13 protein-coding genes are annotated in these 16,480 nt (G+C 30.2%); all 13 read left to right on the forward strand.

Annotated features, from left to right (window positions below; all coding sequences use genetic code 11):
* Positions 1-35 precede the first annotated feature (35 nt).
* On the forward strand, positions 36-4,343 hold the full coding sequence (gene rpoC, locus H601_RS0105785; RefSeq protein WP_026710624.1) for a DNA-directed RNA polymerase subunit beta': 4,308 nt from the start codon (positions 36-38) through the stop codon (positions 4,341-4,343).
* A gap of 4 nt (positions 4,344-4,347) precedes the next feature.
* Complete coding sequence (locus H601_RS0105790; protein ID WP_026710625.1) at positions 4,348-4,659, forward strand: DUF3467 domain-containing protein; 312 nt, start codon at positions 4,348-4,350, stop codon at positions 4,657-4,659.
* A gap of 230 nt (positions 4,660-4,889) precedes the next feature.
* A complete protein-coding gene (locus H601_RS0105795) occupies positions 4,890-5,240 on the forward strand; it encodes a hypothetical protein (protein WP_026710626.1) in 351 nt (116 codons plus the stop codon).
* A gap of 146 nt (positions 5,241-5,386) precedes the next feature.
* On the forward strand, positions 5,387-6,253 hold the full coding sequence (locus tag H601_RS0105800; RefSeq protein WP_026710627.1) for an ABC transporter permease: 867 nt from the start codon (positions 5,387-5,389) through the stop codon (positions 6,251-6,253).
* A 13-nt stretch (positions 6,254-6,266) separates the two neighbouring features.
* A complete protein-coding gene (locus H601_RS0105805; protein WP_026710628.1) occupies positions 6,267-7,511 on the forward strand; it encodes an ABC transporter ATP-binding protein in 1,245 nt (414 codons plus the stop codon).
* Complete coding sequence (locus H601_RS0105810) at positions 7,508-8,173, forward strand: class I SAM-dependent methyltransferase (protein ID WP_026710629.1); 666 nt, start codon at positions 7,508-7,510, stop codon at positions 8,171-8,173. Before H601_RS0105805 ends, H601_RS0105810 begins: the two co-directional genes overlap by 4 nt.
* Positions 8,174-9,145 (forward strand): glycosyltransferase family 2 protein, encoded by a 972-nt coding sequence (locus H601_RS16090; protein ID WP_026710630.1) that lies wholly within the window; start codon positions 8,174-8,176, stop codon positions 9,143-9,145.
* Complete coding sequence (locus H601_RS16095) at positions 9,138-10,079, forward strand: glycosyltransferase family 2 protein (RefSeq protein ID WP_026710631.1); 942 nt, start codon at positions 9,138-9,140, stop codon at positions 10,077-10,079. The genes H601_RS16090 and H601_RS16095 overlap by 8 nt, the downstream gene beginning before the upstream one ends.
* Before the next feature lies 1 nt (position 10,080).
* Positions 10,081-11,304 carry a glycosyltransferase gene (locus tag H601_RS0105825; RefSeq protein ID WP_026710632.1) on the forward strand — a complete coding sequence of 408 codons (1,224 nt, stop codon included), beginning with the start codon at positions 10,081-10,083 and terminating at the stop codon, positions 11,302-11,304.
* 12 nt (positions 11,305-11,316) lie between these two features.
* Positions 11,317-12,741, forward strand: coding sequence for a lipopolysaccharide biosynthesis protein (locus H601_RS0105830; RefSeq protein WP_026710633.1), 1,425 nt, complete (start codon positions 11,317-11,319; stop codon positions 12,739-12,741).
* A gap of 27 nt (positions 12,742-12,768) precedes the next feature.
* Positions 12,769-13,518 (forward strand): class I SAM-dependent methyltransferase, encoded by a 750-nt coding sequence (locus H601_RS0105835; protein ID WP_026710634.1) that lies wholly within the window; start codon positions 12,769-12,771, stop codon positions 13,516-13,518.
* Complete coding sequence (gene asnB, locus H601_RS0105840; RefSeq protein WP_026710635.1) at positions 13,518-15,350, forward strand: asparagine synthase (glutamine-hydrolyzing); 1,833 nt, start codon at positions 13,518-13,520, stop codon at positions 15,348-15,350. Before H601_RS0105835 ends, asnB begins: the two co-directional genes overlap by 1 nt.
* A 4-nt stretch (positions 15,351-15,354) precedes the next feature.
* Positions 15,355-16,473, forward strand: a complete 1,119-nt coding sequence (locus H601_RS15325) for a glycosyltransferase (protein WP_169628253.1) — start codon at positions 15,355-15,357, stop codon at positions 16,471-16,473.
* The last annotated feature ends 7 nt before the right edge of the window (positions 16,474-16,480 follow it).

The raw sequence follows: 16,480 nt of genomic DNA on the forward strand, positions 1-16,480 counted from the left end.
AAAACTTGAAACAAAACAAACAAATTTTATTGACTATGATGAATAATAGAAATAATAAAGATAAAAATACGGTTAAAAGATTCAACAAAATTACCATTGGTTTAGCCTCACCTGAATCGATGTTAGCTGAATCAAGAGGTGAAGTTTTAAAACCGGAAACAATCAATTATAGAACCCACAAACCAGAACGTGATGGTTTATTTTGTGAGCGAATTTTTGGTCCAGTAAAGGATTATGAATGTGCTTGTGGAAAATACAAACGTATCCGATACAAAGGAATTGTTTGTGACCGTTGTGGTGTTGAAGTAACTGAAAAGAAAGTACGTCGTGATAGAGTTGGACACATCAATTTGGTAGTGCCGATTGCTCACATATGGTATTTCCGTTCTTTACCAAACAAAATTGGTTACATTTTAGGTTTACCTTCTAAGAAATTAGACATGATTATTTACTACGAACGATATGTAGTAATTCAAGCAGGTATTGCTAAAAATGCTGAAGGTGAGCCTTTAGAAAGATTAGACTTTTTAACCGAAGAAGAGTATTTAAATATTTTAGATACGCTTCCAATGGAAAATCAATATTTAGATGATAACGATCCAAATAAATTCATCGCCAAAATGGGTGCTGAGTGTATCATGGATTTATTAGCCCGCACAAACTTAGATGAATTATCTTATGATTTGCGTCATGCTGCTAATAATGAAACATCTAAACAAAGAAAAACTGAAGCGTTAAAACGTCTTCAAGTGGTAGAATCTTTCCGTGAAGCGAATGAAAACAGAGAAAATCGTCCGGAATGGATGATTTTGAAAGTAATTCCGGTTATTCCACCAGAATTACGTCCGTTGGTGCCGCTTGATGGTGGACGTTTTGCTACTTCTGATTTGAATGATTTATACCGTCGTGTAATCATCCGGAATAACCGTTTGAAAAGATTAATGGAGATTAAAGCTCCGGAAGTTATCTTACGTAACGAAAAACGTATGTTACAAGAAGCGGTTGATTCATTGTTTGACAACACGCGTAAAGCTTCAGCTGTAAAAACAGAATCAAATCGTCCGTTAAAATCATTATCGGATTCATTAAAAGGTAAACAAGGTCGTTTCCGTCAAAACTTATTAGGAAAACGTGTAGATTATTCTGCTCGTTCGGTAATTGTTGTTGGACCGGAATTGAAGATGTATGAGTGTGGTTTACCAAAAGATATGGCGGCAGAATTGTATAAACCTTTCGTTATCCGTAAATTAATTGAACGTGGTATCGTTAAAACGGTGAAATCAGCTAAGAAAATCATTGATAAAAAAGAACCGGTTGTTTGGGATATTTTAGAAAATGTAATTAAAGGACATCCTGTATTGTTGAATCGTGCTCCTACGCTTCACCGTTTAGGTATTCAAGCTTTTCAACCTAAATTAATTGAAGGAAAAGCAATTCAATTACACCCGTTAACATGTACGGCATTTAATGCGGATTTTGATGGTGACCAGATGGCAGTACATTTACCATTAGGACCAGAAGCTATTTTGGAAGCACAATTATTGATGTTGGCTTCTCATAATATATTGAATCCTGCAAATGGTGCTCCAATTACGGTACCTTCTCAAGACATGGTTTTAGGTCTTTATTATATGACCAAAGAACGTTTGTCAACTCCTGAACACAAAATTTTAGGTGAAGGATTAACCTTCTATTCTGCTGAAGAAGTAAATATTGCTTTGAATGAAGGAAGACTAGAATTGAATGCTCGAGTGAAAATCAGAGCAAAAGATTTCAATGAAAATGGTGAGTTAGTCTATAAATTAATTCAAACTACCGCAGGAAGAGTATTGTTTAATGAAGTAGTTCCTGAAGCTGCGGGTTATATCAATGAGGTTTTAACTAAAAAATCATTGAGAGATATTATTGGTAAAATTTTATCTGTAACCAATGTTCCAACAACTGCTGCTTTCTTGGATAACATGAAAGACATGGGATACAAGTTTGCTTTCCGTGGTGGATTATCTTTCAGCTTAGGTGATATTATTATTCCTCATCAAAAAGATGAATTAATTGCAGATGCGAGAGAAGAAGTAGAAGCAATTACCATGAATTATAACATGGGATTGATTACCAACAATGAGCGATATAATCAAGTTATTGACGTATGGACATCTAAAAATGCGTTGCTAACAGAATTGGCCATGAAAAATATCCGTGAAGATCAACAAGGATTTAACTCGGTATATATGATGCTTGATTCTGGAGCAAGGGGTTCTAAAGAGCAAATTCGTCAGTTAACCGGTATGCGTGGTTTGATGGCTAAGCCAAAAAAATCAACTGCTGGTGGTGGTGAAATTATTGAAAACCCGATTCTTTCTAACTTTAAAGAAGGTTTATCGATTTTAGAATACTTCATTTCTACTCACGGTGCTCGTAAAGGTCTTGCCGATACGGCGTTAAAAACGGCTGATGCCGGATATTTGACCAGAAGATTACATGACGTTTCTCAAGATGTTATTGTAAATACTGAAGATTGTGGTACGTTAAGAGGAATTGAAGTTTCAGCCTTGAAAAAGAATGAAGAAATTGTTGAAACGTTAGGAGAAAGAATCTTAGGACGTGTAGCACTTCAAGATGTGATTAACCCGTTAAATTTAGAAATTTTAGTTCATGCCGGTCAAGAGATAACAGAATCAATTGTAAAAGCTATTGAAGTTTCACCATTGGAAAAAGTAGAAGTTAGATCTCCATTAACATGTGAAGCTACAAAAGGAATTTGTGCAAAATGTTATGGTAGAAACTTAGCTACCGGAAGAATGACCCAAAAAGGAGAAGCTGTTGGTGTAATTGCTGCACAATCAATTGGGGAACCAGGAACACAGTTAACCTTGAGAACATTCCACGTTGGAGGGGTTGCTGGTGGTATGTCAGAAGAATCAAGTATCGTAACGCGTTTCAAAGGTAGATTAGAAATTGATGACCTTAAAACAGTTAAAGGTGAAGATGCAGAAGGAAATGCTATTGATATTGTTATTTCTCGTTCTACAGAATTAAAATTAGTAGATGAAAATACAGGAATTGTATTGAATACGCATAACATTCCATATGGTTCTACAATTTATGTTAAAGATGGTCAAGTTGTTGATAAAGGAACAACCATCTGTAAATGGGATCCATATAATGGGGTAATTATCTCTGAATTTACCGGAAAAATTGCTTATGAAGATTTAGAGCAAGGACAATCGTTCCAAGTAGAAATTGATGAGCAAACCGGTTTCCAAGAGAAAGTTATCTCTGAAGGAAGAAATAAAAAATTAATTCCAACTTTATTAATTTATGGTAAAGATGGTGAATTGATTCGCTCTTATAACTTACCTGTTGGTGCACACTTAATGGTAGATGATGGAGAAAAAATTAAAGCCGGAAAAATTTTAGTAAAAATTCCTAGACGTTCATCAAAAGCGGGAGATATTACAGGAGGACTTCCAAGAATTACAGAGCTTTTAGAAGCACGTAATCCTTCAAATCCTGCAGTTGTTTCTGAAATTGATGGTGTAGTTACTTTTGGTAAAATAAAAAGAGGTAATCGTGAAATCATCATTGAATCTAAATTTGGAGAGGTGAAGAAATACTTAGTTAAATTATCTAACCAAATTTTGGTTCAGGAAAATGACTTCGTAAAAGCAGGTATGTCTTTATCTGATGGAGCAATTACTCCTGAAGATATCTTGAGAATTCAAGGACCATCTGCCGTTCAACAATATTTAGTAAATGAAATTCAAGAGGTTTACCGTTTACAAGGGGTAAAAATCAATGATAAGCATTTTGAGGTAGTTATTCGTCAAATGATGCGTAAAGTAAGAGTTGAGGATCCGGGAGATACTTTATTCTTAGAAGAGCAAATGGTTCATACTAAAGATTTTATTGTTGAAAATGACAAATTATTTGGTATGAAAGTAGTAGAAGATGCCGGTGATTCTCAAAACCTAAAACCAGGTCAGATGATTACACCAAGAGAATTGAGAGATGAAAACTCATTGTTAAAACGTGAGGATAAAAATCTTGTTGTAGCACGTGATGTAATTACGGCCACTGCAACTCCGGTTCTTCAAGGTATTACAAGAGCATCTTTACAAACGAAATCATTTATTTCTGCGGCATCGTTCCAAGAAACAACTAAAGTATTAAATGAGGCTGCTGTTGCAGGTAAAGTAGATTCATTAGAAGGTCTTAAAGAGAATGTAATTGTAGGTCATAGAATTCCAGCCGGAACAGGTATGAGAGAATATGACAACATCATTGTAGGTTCAAAAGAGGATTATAATGAATTGATGGCTGCAAAAGAAGAATATAATTATTAGTAGTATGAGTGATAATAATCAACAACCCGGACAAATCAATATTGAATTGGATGAAAAAACAGCTGAAGGGATTTATTCTAATTTAGCGATTATCAACCATTCAGCTTCTGAGTTTGTACTTGATTTTGTAACGCTTATGCCGGGAGTGCCCAAGGCAAAAGTTAAATCGAGAATTATTTTAACTCCACAACATGCTAAGCGATTGTTAAAAGCAATTGGTGAAAATATTCACCGTTTTGAGTTAGCTCACGGTGAAATAAAGGATACTGATCAACCTCAAGTTCCTTTGAACTTTGGGCCTACAGGGCAAGCTTAGTTTAGTATAATCATAAGAAACTCCTTAAGAAATTAAGGAGTTTTTTTATTTATAAGCTTTTCAACCTTTTACTATCAAAGTGATGGTCGATGAAATGCACTTATCTTCTCTTTAAATTCACGTTGATGTGTTTTAATCGAATTTTCAGGTTACTTATCGAAAAATTGACATTCTTGGATGTCATCATGGTAGTTTTACATCAGAATTAAAACAAAAACCAAATAATAAAAATGAATTCAACAGTTAACAGAAATTTTTTAGTAGTTATCTTTTTAATGTTCATCGGTATTATTGGAGCTTCTGCTCAAACAACTTCAACAAATGAGTTAGTAAACGAATCAGAAGCAATGGAGTTAATCAAAAATTCTGAAGAAAATGTTTCTTCAGCTGAAATATCAAATTGGTTCATTGGGGCAAAACAAGAAGTTAATTTGACAAAATCAAATGAGTCAACCACTCAAAACCGTTCTGCTTTAGTTTCTAAAAAAGAGCAATATTTAAAATCAGGATTTTCTACAAAAACAATTTTAATTCGTTCTATCTTAAAAAAAGCGGATGGTTATGTAAACGCAACTGTTTAGTTTCCGTCAAAAAACTAAACACTCAGTTATTCGAAACCCGAAAAAAACCTTTGTAAAAACAAAGGTTTTTTTGTTATCTACACAAAAAGTGAATAAGTTTTTATAGCTTATTTTCTCAAAAAACGATACTTTTGAAAAAAAGTAAAATGAAATCATTAGAAAAAGATATTTGGTTATTTGAAATAACACCCAAAAAATCATTTTTTAATTTTAATGTCAAAGAAATATGGCGTTATAGAGATCTTTTATTTTTATTTGTGAAAAGAGATGTTATAACGTTTTACAAACAAACTATTTTAGGTCCGCTTTGGTTTATTATTCAACCTTTATTGACTTCTCTTATTCAATTTGTTATTTTTAGTAAAATTGCAGCTATTCCTTCAGACGGAGTTCCTTATTTTTTGTTTGTACTAGCCGGCAATATCATTTGGTTTTATTTTTCAGATACTTTAAAATCTATATCAGAGACTTTTACAGCTAATCAAAATATTTTTGGGAAGGTTTATTTTCCCAGAATTATTATGCCTCTAAAAGTGGTGTTTTCTAATCTATTGAAGTTTGGAATACAGTTTTCATTTTTTTTGATTGTATTGTGTTATTATATTTATTTAGGATATGATATTAATCCGACTGTTTATATCTTTTTATTACCATTGATATTAATTTTTTTGGCTCTTATATCAATGGGAATTGGAATGTTAATTTCATCATTAACTGTAAAATATAGAGATTTAAATTTTGTAATTACTTTTGGTATTTCATTGTTCATGTATGTGTCTCCTATTGTATATCCAACATCACTCGTTTTAGAAAAAATCGATTCTAAATTTCATTTTTTAATTTATTTAAATCCCTTAACTGGTTTTTTGGATTTTTTTAAATATGCCTTTTTTGGCTCAGGATCATTTGATGTTTTAAATTTAGTTTACTCGCTTGTATTTAGTTTTGTGATTTTTGTTTTGGGAGTTATGGTTTTTAATAAAACAGAAAAGAGTTTTATTGATGTTATTTAATGCGATTTAAAAGATGGATGATGTAATTTTAAAAGTTGAAAATCTCTCTAAACAATATAGACTGGGCAAAATAGGTACAGGCACCTTGAGTCATGATTTAAAACGGTGGTGGCATCTTGTTAGAGGAAAAGAAGATCCATATCTAAAAATTGGAGAAACAAATGATAGGAGTTTAAAAGGTGAAAGTGAGTATGTGTGGGTATTAAAAGATATCAATTTTGAAGTAAAACGAGGGGAAGTTCTTGGAGTTATAGGAAAAAATGGTGCCGGAAAATCTACTTTGTTAAAGATTTTATCTCGTGTAACATCACCAACAAAAGGTAGCATAAAAGCTAAAGGTAGAATTGCTAGTTTGTTAGAAGTGGGAACAGGATTTCATCCTGAGATGACCGGAAGAGAAAATATTTATTTGAATGGTGCCATTTTAGGAATGACAAAAAAAGAAATTTCTTCTAAGATTGATGAAATTATCGAATTTTCAGGATGTGAGCGATACATTGATACACCGGTAAAAAGATACAGTAGCGGAATGACGGTTCGGTTAGCTTTTGCAGTGGCAGCCCATTTAGAACCAGAGATTTTGGTTGTTGATGAGGTTTTAGCTGTTGGCGATGCAGAATTTCAAAAGAAAGCAATTGGGAAAATGCAAGATATTTCAAAAACGGATGGAAGAACTGTTTTATTTGTTAGCCATAATATGGCAGCGGTCAAAAATTTATGTTCAAGAGGAATACTATTACATAATGGTCAATTAGTTTATCAAGGTCAAATAGATTCTGTTGTTGACCGTTATTTAGAAAGTGAAGAATTATCGTTTTCTAAAAGGTATCATAATGAAAGCATATCAGTTAAAGATTTATCAATTAAAGAGTTTTTTATCACCTCAGAAATTAAAACGGGAAGTAAATTTGAGTTTGAGGTATTAATAGATGCTGAAATTGAGCGTTTAGTTGAATTTTCTGTAGGATTTAGAAATGTTGATTCTACACCAATATTTCAAATATATTCCGGTCATGTTGGAAAAATATTTAAACTAATCAAAGGAATTAATAAATTGAGAGGAAGTATTGATAGTTTACCTGTTGTGGCAGGAAACTACACTATTACACTTTGGTTAGGTTCAAAGGGTGTAAATTTTGATGTACATAAGAACGCATTAAAGATTTTAGTTAGAGAAGGAGCCATTAGTGAAGGTGGGCCAATTTCAACTAAGAATGGTTATCCGATAATTCATCAATCAAATTGGGAAATGACATGAATTTAGAATTTGCAACACACGAAAGAGAGCCTTTTTTTGCATTAGCTAAGAATTACATTGAAAACAATCAAAAAGTATTAGATATTGGTGCTGGAAATGGGGATTTTGCAAATTTTTGCAATAGAGATGATTTTTATCTTTTTGATGGTAACGAACAAACAGTCGAATCATTAAAACAAAAATATAAAAATGTTTATCTAGGAAGATTGCCAAAATTACCATTTGAAGATGATTTATTTGATGTAATTCATTGTAGTCATGTTGTTGAGCACTTAGAACCCAACATCTTTTATGATACATTAGTTGAAATGAATCGTTGTTTGAGGCCAGAGGGGTATCTTATTATTTCTGCACCATTGTATTGGGAAGGTTTTTATGATGATTTGTCGCATATTAGACCTTATCCTACAGCTATTTATAAAAATTATTTGTGTAATAAGCAGAACAATAACAGAACGAGAAGCTGTGTTTCTAATAAATATTCTGTTGTAGAAGAAATTTATCGTTTTAAAGAATTAAAAAATTTAACGAATAGTTATCCTTATCCTAGAAACATTATTGGAAAGTTATGGCTAAAAATAACTTTGGTTTTAAAAAATTATGCATTTAAGCAATATCAAAAAACAGGATATACAATTGTTCTCAAAAAAGGTACTATTTAAATGAATAAAGTTTCAATTATACTTCCAACATTTAACAGGATTCACCTTTTGAGAGAAACACTTAATAGTATTTTTTTTCAAAATTATGAAAACTGGGAATGTATAATAGTTGATGATGATTCAACTGAAAATGTTTTTCAAATAGTGCAAGAATTTATTCTGAAAGATAGTCGTTTTGTGTATTATTCACGTCCAGAAAATTTACCAAAAGGAGCAAACTCCTGTCGTAATTATGGATTTGAAAAAGCTTCTGGTAATTTTATTCAGTGGTTTGATAGTGATGATATTATGTTGGAAGATTTTTTAAGTACTAAATTGAATGAGTTCACTGAGGATTTAGAAATGGTTATTACGTCCGGTTATTTTTGGAACAGTAAAAAGGAAACAAAAGAAGCAATAGAATTGGTTAATTCAGATATTCATTTGTTTGAAGATTTTATTCAATGGAAGATTAAAATTTTGACACCATCTGTACTATTTCGAAAAAGTTTTTTGAATGGAAAAAGATTATTCGATACATCAATCAAAAGAGGTCAAGAAGCTGAATTTTTCTCACGAATTTTTTTTAATCTAGAAAAGTCAAAATTTAAAATAAAGTCTAAATATCTATTTCTATATCGGCAACATACTGATTCTATTACATCCGAAAATACTAGCTATAATAGCGAATATAAAAATTCAAGTTTATTTATATTATCTGAAAATTTTAAAAGAGCTGAGCAAATTAAATCTAGTATATTATTAGATTATTTGAATAAGCAAATCATTAATTTATTTTTTTTAAGTATTCAAAATAATGATTCATCTTTGGCAAAAAAAATCATCAATACCAATTTCCAAACGTTAACCAAATATGGAATAATGAAAAGTTTAGAAATGATTGTTATTGGAAAAATATTAGTAGCCATTACATTTCCAAGTTTTACTTTTCAAAAGCGTTGGAAAAATTTTAGTTTTAATTGGAATGAATAAACGAGTCTCAATAATAATTCCAACTTTCAATCGGGCTGAAATTATAAAAGAAACGATAGAAAGTATTCGAAATCAGACGTATACCAATTGGGAGTGTATAATTGTTGATGGGGACTCTACAGACCAAAGTGAAATTAAAATTCCATCTTATTTTAAGTCAGATAATCGTTTCCAATATCATGTTTTACCGATTAAATCAAATAAAGGGCCTAATCCATCCCGGAATTTTGGATTTAATCTTGCAACGGGTGACTATGTATATTTTTTTGATAGTGATGATATTTTAATGCCTTTTGCTTTTGAAACCTATATTTCAAATTTTGAAAATGAATATGATGTTGTAATAGCTCGATTAGAAAAAGTTGATCATAAATCAAAAAAAACCATTTCAATAAACACTATTCAATCCGATAATATTATAGAAGATTATTTTACAGGAGTTGTTTCGTTTTATGTGTGTGGGCCAATGTGGAGAAAATCTTTTTTAGACAAACAAACGCAACTGTTTGATAATGAAATATCCAATTTAGATGATTGGGATTTTAATTTAAGAATGTTGTATAATCAACCAAAAATTAAATATTTAGATAAAGTATTAATACACTATTTTCAACATGAAGCTTCCCTAAAGCAAGAATTGAATAAACTCAATTTTAGTGAAATTGATTCTGCTTTTAGAGCTAGATATAAACATTTAACGTTAATAACTAAATATGAATTAGGGTTCAAAAATATATATCTTGGTCACATCAATAATTTTTATAAACATTATTTACGATTAACATTAAGAAGTAAAAGTAACGATTACTTGTTTTTTTTAATAAAAATACTAAAAATTGAATGGGAATTATTTAATGTTATGAAAGTTTTTAAAGTCGTAATAGGTACATTCATGTACAAATATTTAAAAAAAGGAGAGCGGTTTCTATATTAGGATGTATCAAATAAGAAAAAAAATATTAGTAATTGTTACTACATTTCCATCAGTTTCAGAGACATTTATTCTGAATCAGATTACTGATTTAATTGATCGTGGATACGATGTTACTATTTTTTCTTACAATCAACCAAATGAAGATGTCAAGCATCCACTTTTTTTAGAATACAATTTAAAAGATAAAACATTTTATCATTTTAAAAATGAAGTTGGTAAACTCAAAGGAATCTTATATTTTTTGAGGTTTATTCTATTCAATTTTTTTAAAATTGATTTTTCAAAATTTACCTTTTCACTACAAAAATGGAAGGCTTTATATGACTTACCTGTTTTTTTGCTGAAAAATAAATATGATATTATCCATTGCCATTTTGGATTCAATGGAAAAAAAATTGCTCACCTAAAAAAGTTAAATATTTTAAAGAATGAAAAATGTGTTTTGACTTTTCACGGGTCTGATTTAACGCCGAGTTTAATAGAGGAATATAAAGTATTCTACAAAGAAGTTTTTAGATTTTTCAATGCTTTTACGGTAAATTCTCCTTATTTAGAAATAATTTTAAAAAAAATTCATCCTGAAATTATCAATTTACATATTCTACCGGTTGGGTTTAGAAAGGACTATTTAGAAAAAATTCAAATTACTGAAAAAAAAATAAATCCCAAACATATCGTTTTTTGTGGAAGACTCATGCCGATAAAAGGACCAGACAATGCAATTTTAATTTTGAATGAATTAGTTAGATGTAATTATGATGTTCATCTCGATATAATTGGTGATGGACCAATGAGAGAAGATTTATTAGAAAAGGTAAAACAACTTAATTTACAAAATCATATCACTTTTCATGGCTTTTTGACTCAAAATAAAGTTTTTGAAATTATGGCTCAATCTTCAATTTTTTTATTGGCTGCAACGGTTGAAAAGGAAACTCTAAGAGCAGAAACACAAGGTTTAGTAATTCAGGAAGCTCAATTTTTTAAATTACCGGTGGTAGTTTCAAATATTGGTGGAATTCCATTTGGATTAATTGATGGTAAAACTGGATTTTTGATTGACCAAAGTGATATTAATTTGTTTGTTAGTAAAATTTGTTTATTAATTGATAATCAAAACTTACAATTATCAATGGGCGATAAAGGGCATGAGTTTGTTCAAGAACGATTTGATTCAAAAATCTTAGGAGAGAAATTAATCACTATTTTTGACGATTTATTTTAGAATCATTTCATTATGACTATAGCTAAAAAAGCCGGAACAGCAGCAAAATTAATGATAATCCGACGGGTTTGGGGAGCTTTAGTGTCTTTTTCAGTGATGGCTTATTTAGCAAGAACATTGAATAAAGAAGATTTTGGAATTGTTGCCATTTCTGCAGTTTTATTAAGTTTTATACAAATACTTGCAATCAGTGGAATCAGTGAATATGTGATATTTTATAACAAAGAGGATAGGAATAAAATTATTAACTCAGCTTTTTGGTTAAATATTTTTCTAAGTTTTATTGTAAGTGTTGTTATATTAGCTTTATCTCCTATTTGGGCAAGTTTTTATAAAGATGATAGGATTATTTATATTGTAGTATTGTTGGTATTTAGTTTCTTTTTTAATATGATAGCGTCCATACCAAACGGAATTTATCGGAAAGAATTAAATTATAAACCAATGCTATTTATTCAAGCATTGTTTGGAACGTTTAACAATATTGGTCAAGTATTATTAGCTTATTTTGGATTTGGAATATACAGTTTGGTTTTACCTAATGCAATTTTATCTCCATTTTTGGCTTTAATGCTACTTTACAAATCAGGTTTTAGACCGAATAAAGATTTTGGAAGAAAATATTGGTCTCAAATATTTGATTATACAAAATATGTTATTGGTCAAAGAGTTATGGGGAAATTAGTTAATGAAGGGGATACTTTTATTGTAGGTAAATTTTTTGGAATGGCTTCACTAGGAGTGTACAATCTTGCATATCAGTTTTCAAATTTATTTAATGGTTATTTTCAACCAATAGTAAATAATATTACACTTCCACTATTTTCTAAAAATAATAATAATATTCAAATTGTTAGAAATCATTATATAAAAATGATTGATTTAATTTCTATAATAACTATACCCGTAATGACTTTGATGTTAATAAATGCAAAATTGTTAATTCAATTTATTTATGGGGAAAAATGGTTAGATTCAGTAATCATTTTTCAAGTTTTAGCTTTTTTTGTAATGATAAAGTCGATTACAAGTCCAACAAACGGATTGTTTAATGCAATGGGGCAACCTAGAAAAAGTCTATTGTTTTTAAGGATTTTTGTTCCAATATTTTTGATTTCTATTTTTATTGGAGCACAATTTAAATCCTTATTTATTTTTACTTTGATTCTTGTTATAGTAAGAATGATTGGAAGTTTAATATTGATGAAAGATGCTTTGAAATTAATTAATATTACTAATTTTAATGCGTTTAAGGATGTATTATTTCTGGTTGTATTATCTGTAATTTTCTCAGCTTTATCTTTTATAATACCGGATTATTTATTTTTAAAGTTAATAATGTCTTTCCTTTTTCTACTTTCAGTATTTTTGTATTTTAAAATTTTAAGTAATGCTAAGTATCAATCAATTTTAATGGATATAAAAAAACTAATTTGAGTTTAGCACGTAATCATAATTATATAAATGGATACAAAATTAACTTCAAAGGAATACTGGGAAGAATATTATAAAAAAACACAAACTTCTAAAGTTAAAATTAGTAGAATTGTTTCAGAGTATGACCAACTTTGGGAAATATTACTTTCCCAAAATGGAGCAAATCCACCAAAAACTATTTTAGAAATTGGAGGATATCCTGGCAGATATTTAGCTTATTTAAGTGATAAATTCAGCCTTGTCCCTACTTGTTTAGATTATAATTCTGATGTAAGTAAAATTGAAGAATGCATGAAAATTTTTGATGTTAATGATTATAAAGTCCTTCAAACAGATATATTTAATCATCAAATTGAAAAACAATATGATATTGTTATCTCTTTAGGATTTGTTGAGCATTTTTCTGATTATAATCAAATTTTAGATAAACATTGTGAATATTTAAAACCAGGTGGAACACTCTTAATAATGATTCCGAATAAACGATGGTTAAGAAAATGGTATGGATATTTAGTGGATTACGATAATTTAAAGGCTCATAACTTAAAATGTATGAATTTTAAAACGTTTAATGATTTTGCCAAGAGAAATAATTTAAAAGAAATTAAACTTACTTATTTTGGCGAATTTCAATATGCAGTTCATCAGAAACTAAATTTTATTCAAGACATAATCAAAAGGGTTGTGAAGTTTATATTTAAAAGATTAAATCCATTTCTCAGAAATCATCCTTCAAAATTTTACAGTAGTTCCATAATTGCTATTTACAAAAAATAATGTGCGGATTTTTAGCCGAAATTTCTTTTCAAAACCAATTAATTAGCAAAGAATGCTTTGTTGATATTTTAAATCTATCTCTAAAAAGAGGACCGGATGCTCAAGGTTATTGGAATAATCAGTCATCTGTTCAGCTCGGATTTAATCGTTTGGCCATTGTTGAGTTGAGTGAAGCCGGAAATCAGCCTATGTTGAGCCATAATAGCAAATTTGCTATTGTTTTCAATGGCGAAATTTATAATCATTCTTATTTAAGAAGTAAACTTGATTTTAAGGCATTTAGGGGTAATTCTGATACGGAAACAATTTGTGCTTGTCTTGAAGAATGGGGTGTGCTTAAAACCATAAAGGCATTAGATGGGATGTTTGCTTTAACCATTTATAATCAAGAAACAAAAGAAACACATTTGGTTAGGGATTTTGCCGGAATAAAACCATTGTTTTATGGATTTGATAACAAAACATTATTTGCTTCAAGCCAATATGACCAGATTCTAAAACATCCTTCTTTTGCCAATACATCGATTAATAATCAGGTTTTAAAATTATATCTTCAACAGCATTTTGTTCCTGCACCTTATGGTTTATACCAAAATACATTTCAGGTAAAACCCGGTGAAATTATTACATTTCAAGAGAATGGTTCAAAGAGTAGTCAGGAGTATTGGACTTTTTCAACAGATACATCTTATTTGATTAACGATGAAAAGGAAGCATTACAATTAATTGAAGATACACTACATTCTTGTGTTAAAGATCAACTCATGGCAGATGTTCCGCTTGGAGCATTTTTGTCTGGTGGTGTTGATTCCCCATTAATCTGCCATCATGCAAAATCTCTAAAACCTGATTTGTCAACGTTTTCAATAGGTTCACATAGTTTAGTTCATGATGAATCAAAAAGGGCAGCTTTATTCGCCCAAAAATTATCAACAAATCATCATGAATGGATGCTAAGTGCAAATGAAGTTTTATCTCATTGGGATAAAATTTCACTTGCAATACATGAACCATTAGCAGATTTTAGTATTATTCCAACCTATTTGGTTTCCAATTTAGCAAAAAGAAATGTAACTGTAGCGTTAAGTGGTGATGGTGGTGATGAATTGTTTTTAGGATATGAACGATTTTGGAGTTTGGCAAAAAACAGACATTTTCAAAATTCTCCAAAGCTATTAAAAAAGCTGATTTATGGAACAGATAAAGTAATTTCAGGGAACAAAAACATCAATAGTTTGGTGGTTTATAATCAGCTTTCATCAGCTCATGAAGGGCTACATTCTCGATTCAAAAATGAAATGATTCATAAGATTTTCCCTGTTTTGAATGACGTTATTTTACCGGATGATTGGACTGTTTATCAATATGAAAACTCAACTAATTTATCACATTTATCTCGTCTTATGCAAAAAGCCGAGTTCTATGGTATGATGCAAAAAACATTACGAAAAGTTGATTTAGCCAGTATGGATAATAGTTTAGAGGTAAGAGTGCCATTTTTACAAAAGAAAATGATAGAGGCTTCTCTTCAAATAGATCCTCTTTTGAGTTTTGGAAAAAATAAATACAAAAATGTATTGAAAAAGAAATTAATAAGCTATTTTCCAACAATTGAACCAGAAAAAGCAAAAAAAGGATTCTCTATTCCCTTGCGAAATTGGATTCAAACGGATTTAAAGGAGACTTTTAGTGACAATTTATTAGCTCCAACTTCAACTTTTTATGATAAAAAAGAAGTTGAACATTTGTTGAAAAATCATCTTTCAGGTCAAAAAGATAATAAATGGGCTTTGTTTACATTATATGCTTTAAATCAGTCAATAAAACGCTAAGATGATGAAAAAGATTTGCGTTTTATTCACTATACCTAACTTTGATACTGCCGGAAGTGGTAAAGCTCTTCTTAACTTGGCATTGGGATTAGATGCAAATCGTTTTGAACCTCATATACTTTGTTTAAATAAAAAAGGAGAATTTTTTGAAACTGTACTAAAATCAAGTATTCCTGTTCATGTTTTTGATTATTTACCAAAAGAGCGACCTACATGGAAAATGTTGCTTTCATGCTATAAAGTAGCTCAAAAAATAAAAGAGATTAATCCGGATGTTGTTCATAGTTTTCATTACAGTTCTAATTACACTGAAGCCTTTGCAGTAAAATTGGCCGGTAAAAAATGGATTTTTACTAAGAAAAATATGAGTTGGGGTGGGAGTAGTAAAAACAGTTGGAAACTACGTTCTTGGTTTGCAGATAAAATTATAATTCAAAACACAGATATGAAGAAGGAATTTTATCCAACTTCAACTAAAACAGTATTAATTCCCAGAGGAGTTAACACAAAAAAGTTTCAACCTGAAATTCCCAATTCAGAGATTTTAAAACAAATGAATACTACTAATGCGGAAAGGATAGTAATTTGTGTAGCTAACTTTGTTCCTGTGAAAGGTATAGAACTATTGATTGAAGCATTTTGTCAGCTTAATTCTTTGTTTCCACAATGGAAGCTATGGTTGGTTGGTGATGATACCAATGAATATGGAAAAGAAATAAAAAAGAAAGTTAAAGACCTTTCAATGACTGAAAAAATTATTTTTTCCGGAAAAGTAAACAATGTAAATGATTATCTGCAACATGCCGAAATTTTTGTTCTTCCAACAAAAGATGAAGGCAGAAAAGAAGGTTCTCCCGTAGCGATGCTTGAAGCGATGGCTAATGGTAAAGTAGTCATTGGTTCTGCTATTTCAGGTATCAAAGATCAGTTGCAAAATTTCCCAAATCATCTTTTTAAACCCGGAAATTCAGAAGATTTAAAAAATAAATTGGAATTGTTTTTTTCTAATTCTCAATCAGAAAATGTACATTTGGGAAAACAATTCATCAATGAAGTTTCACTTTATTATTCCATTCAAGATGAGGTGGTAAAGCATGAAAAAGCCTATTTGTCATTATTTTAAAGAAAAA

The sequence above is a fragment of the Flavobacterium filum DSM 17961 genome (assembly GCF_000425465.1).
Lineage (GTDB): Bacteria > Bacteroidota > Bacteroidia > Flavobacteriales > Flavobacteriaceae > Flavobacterium > Flavobacterium filum.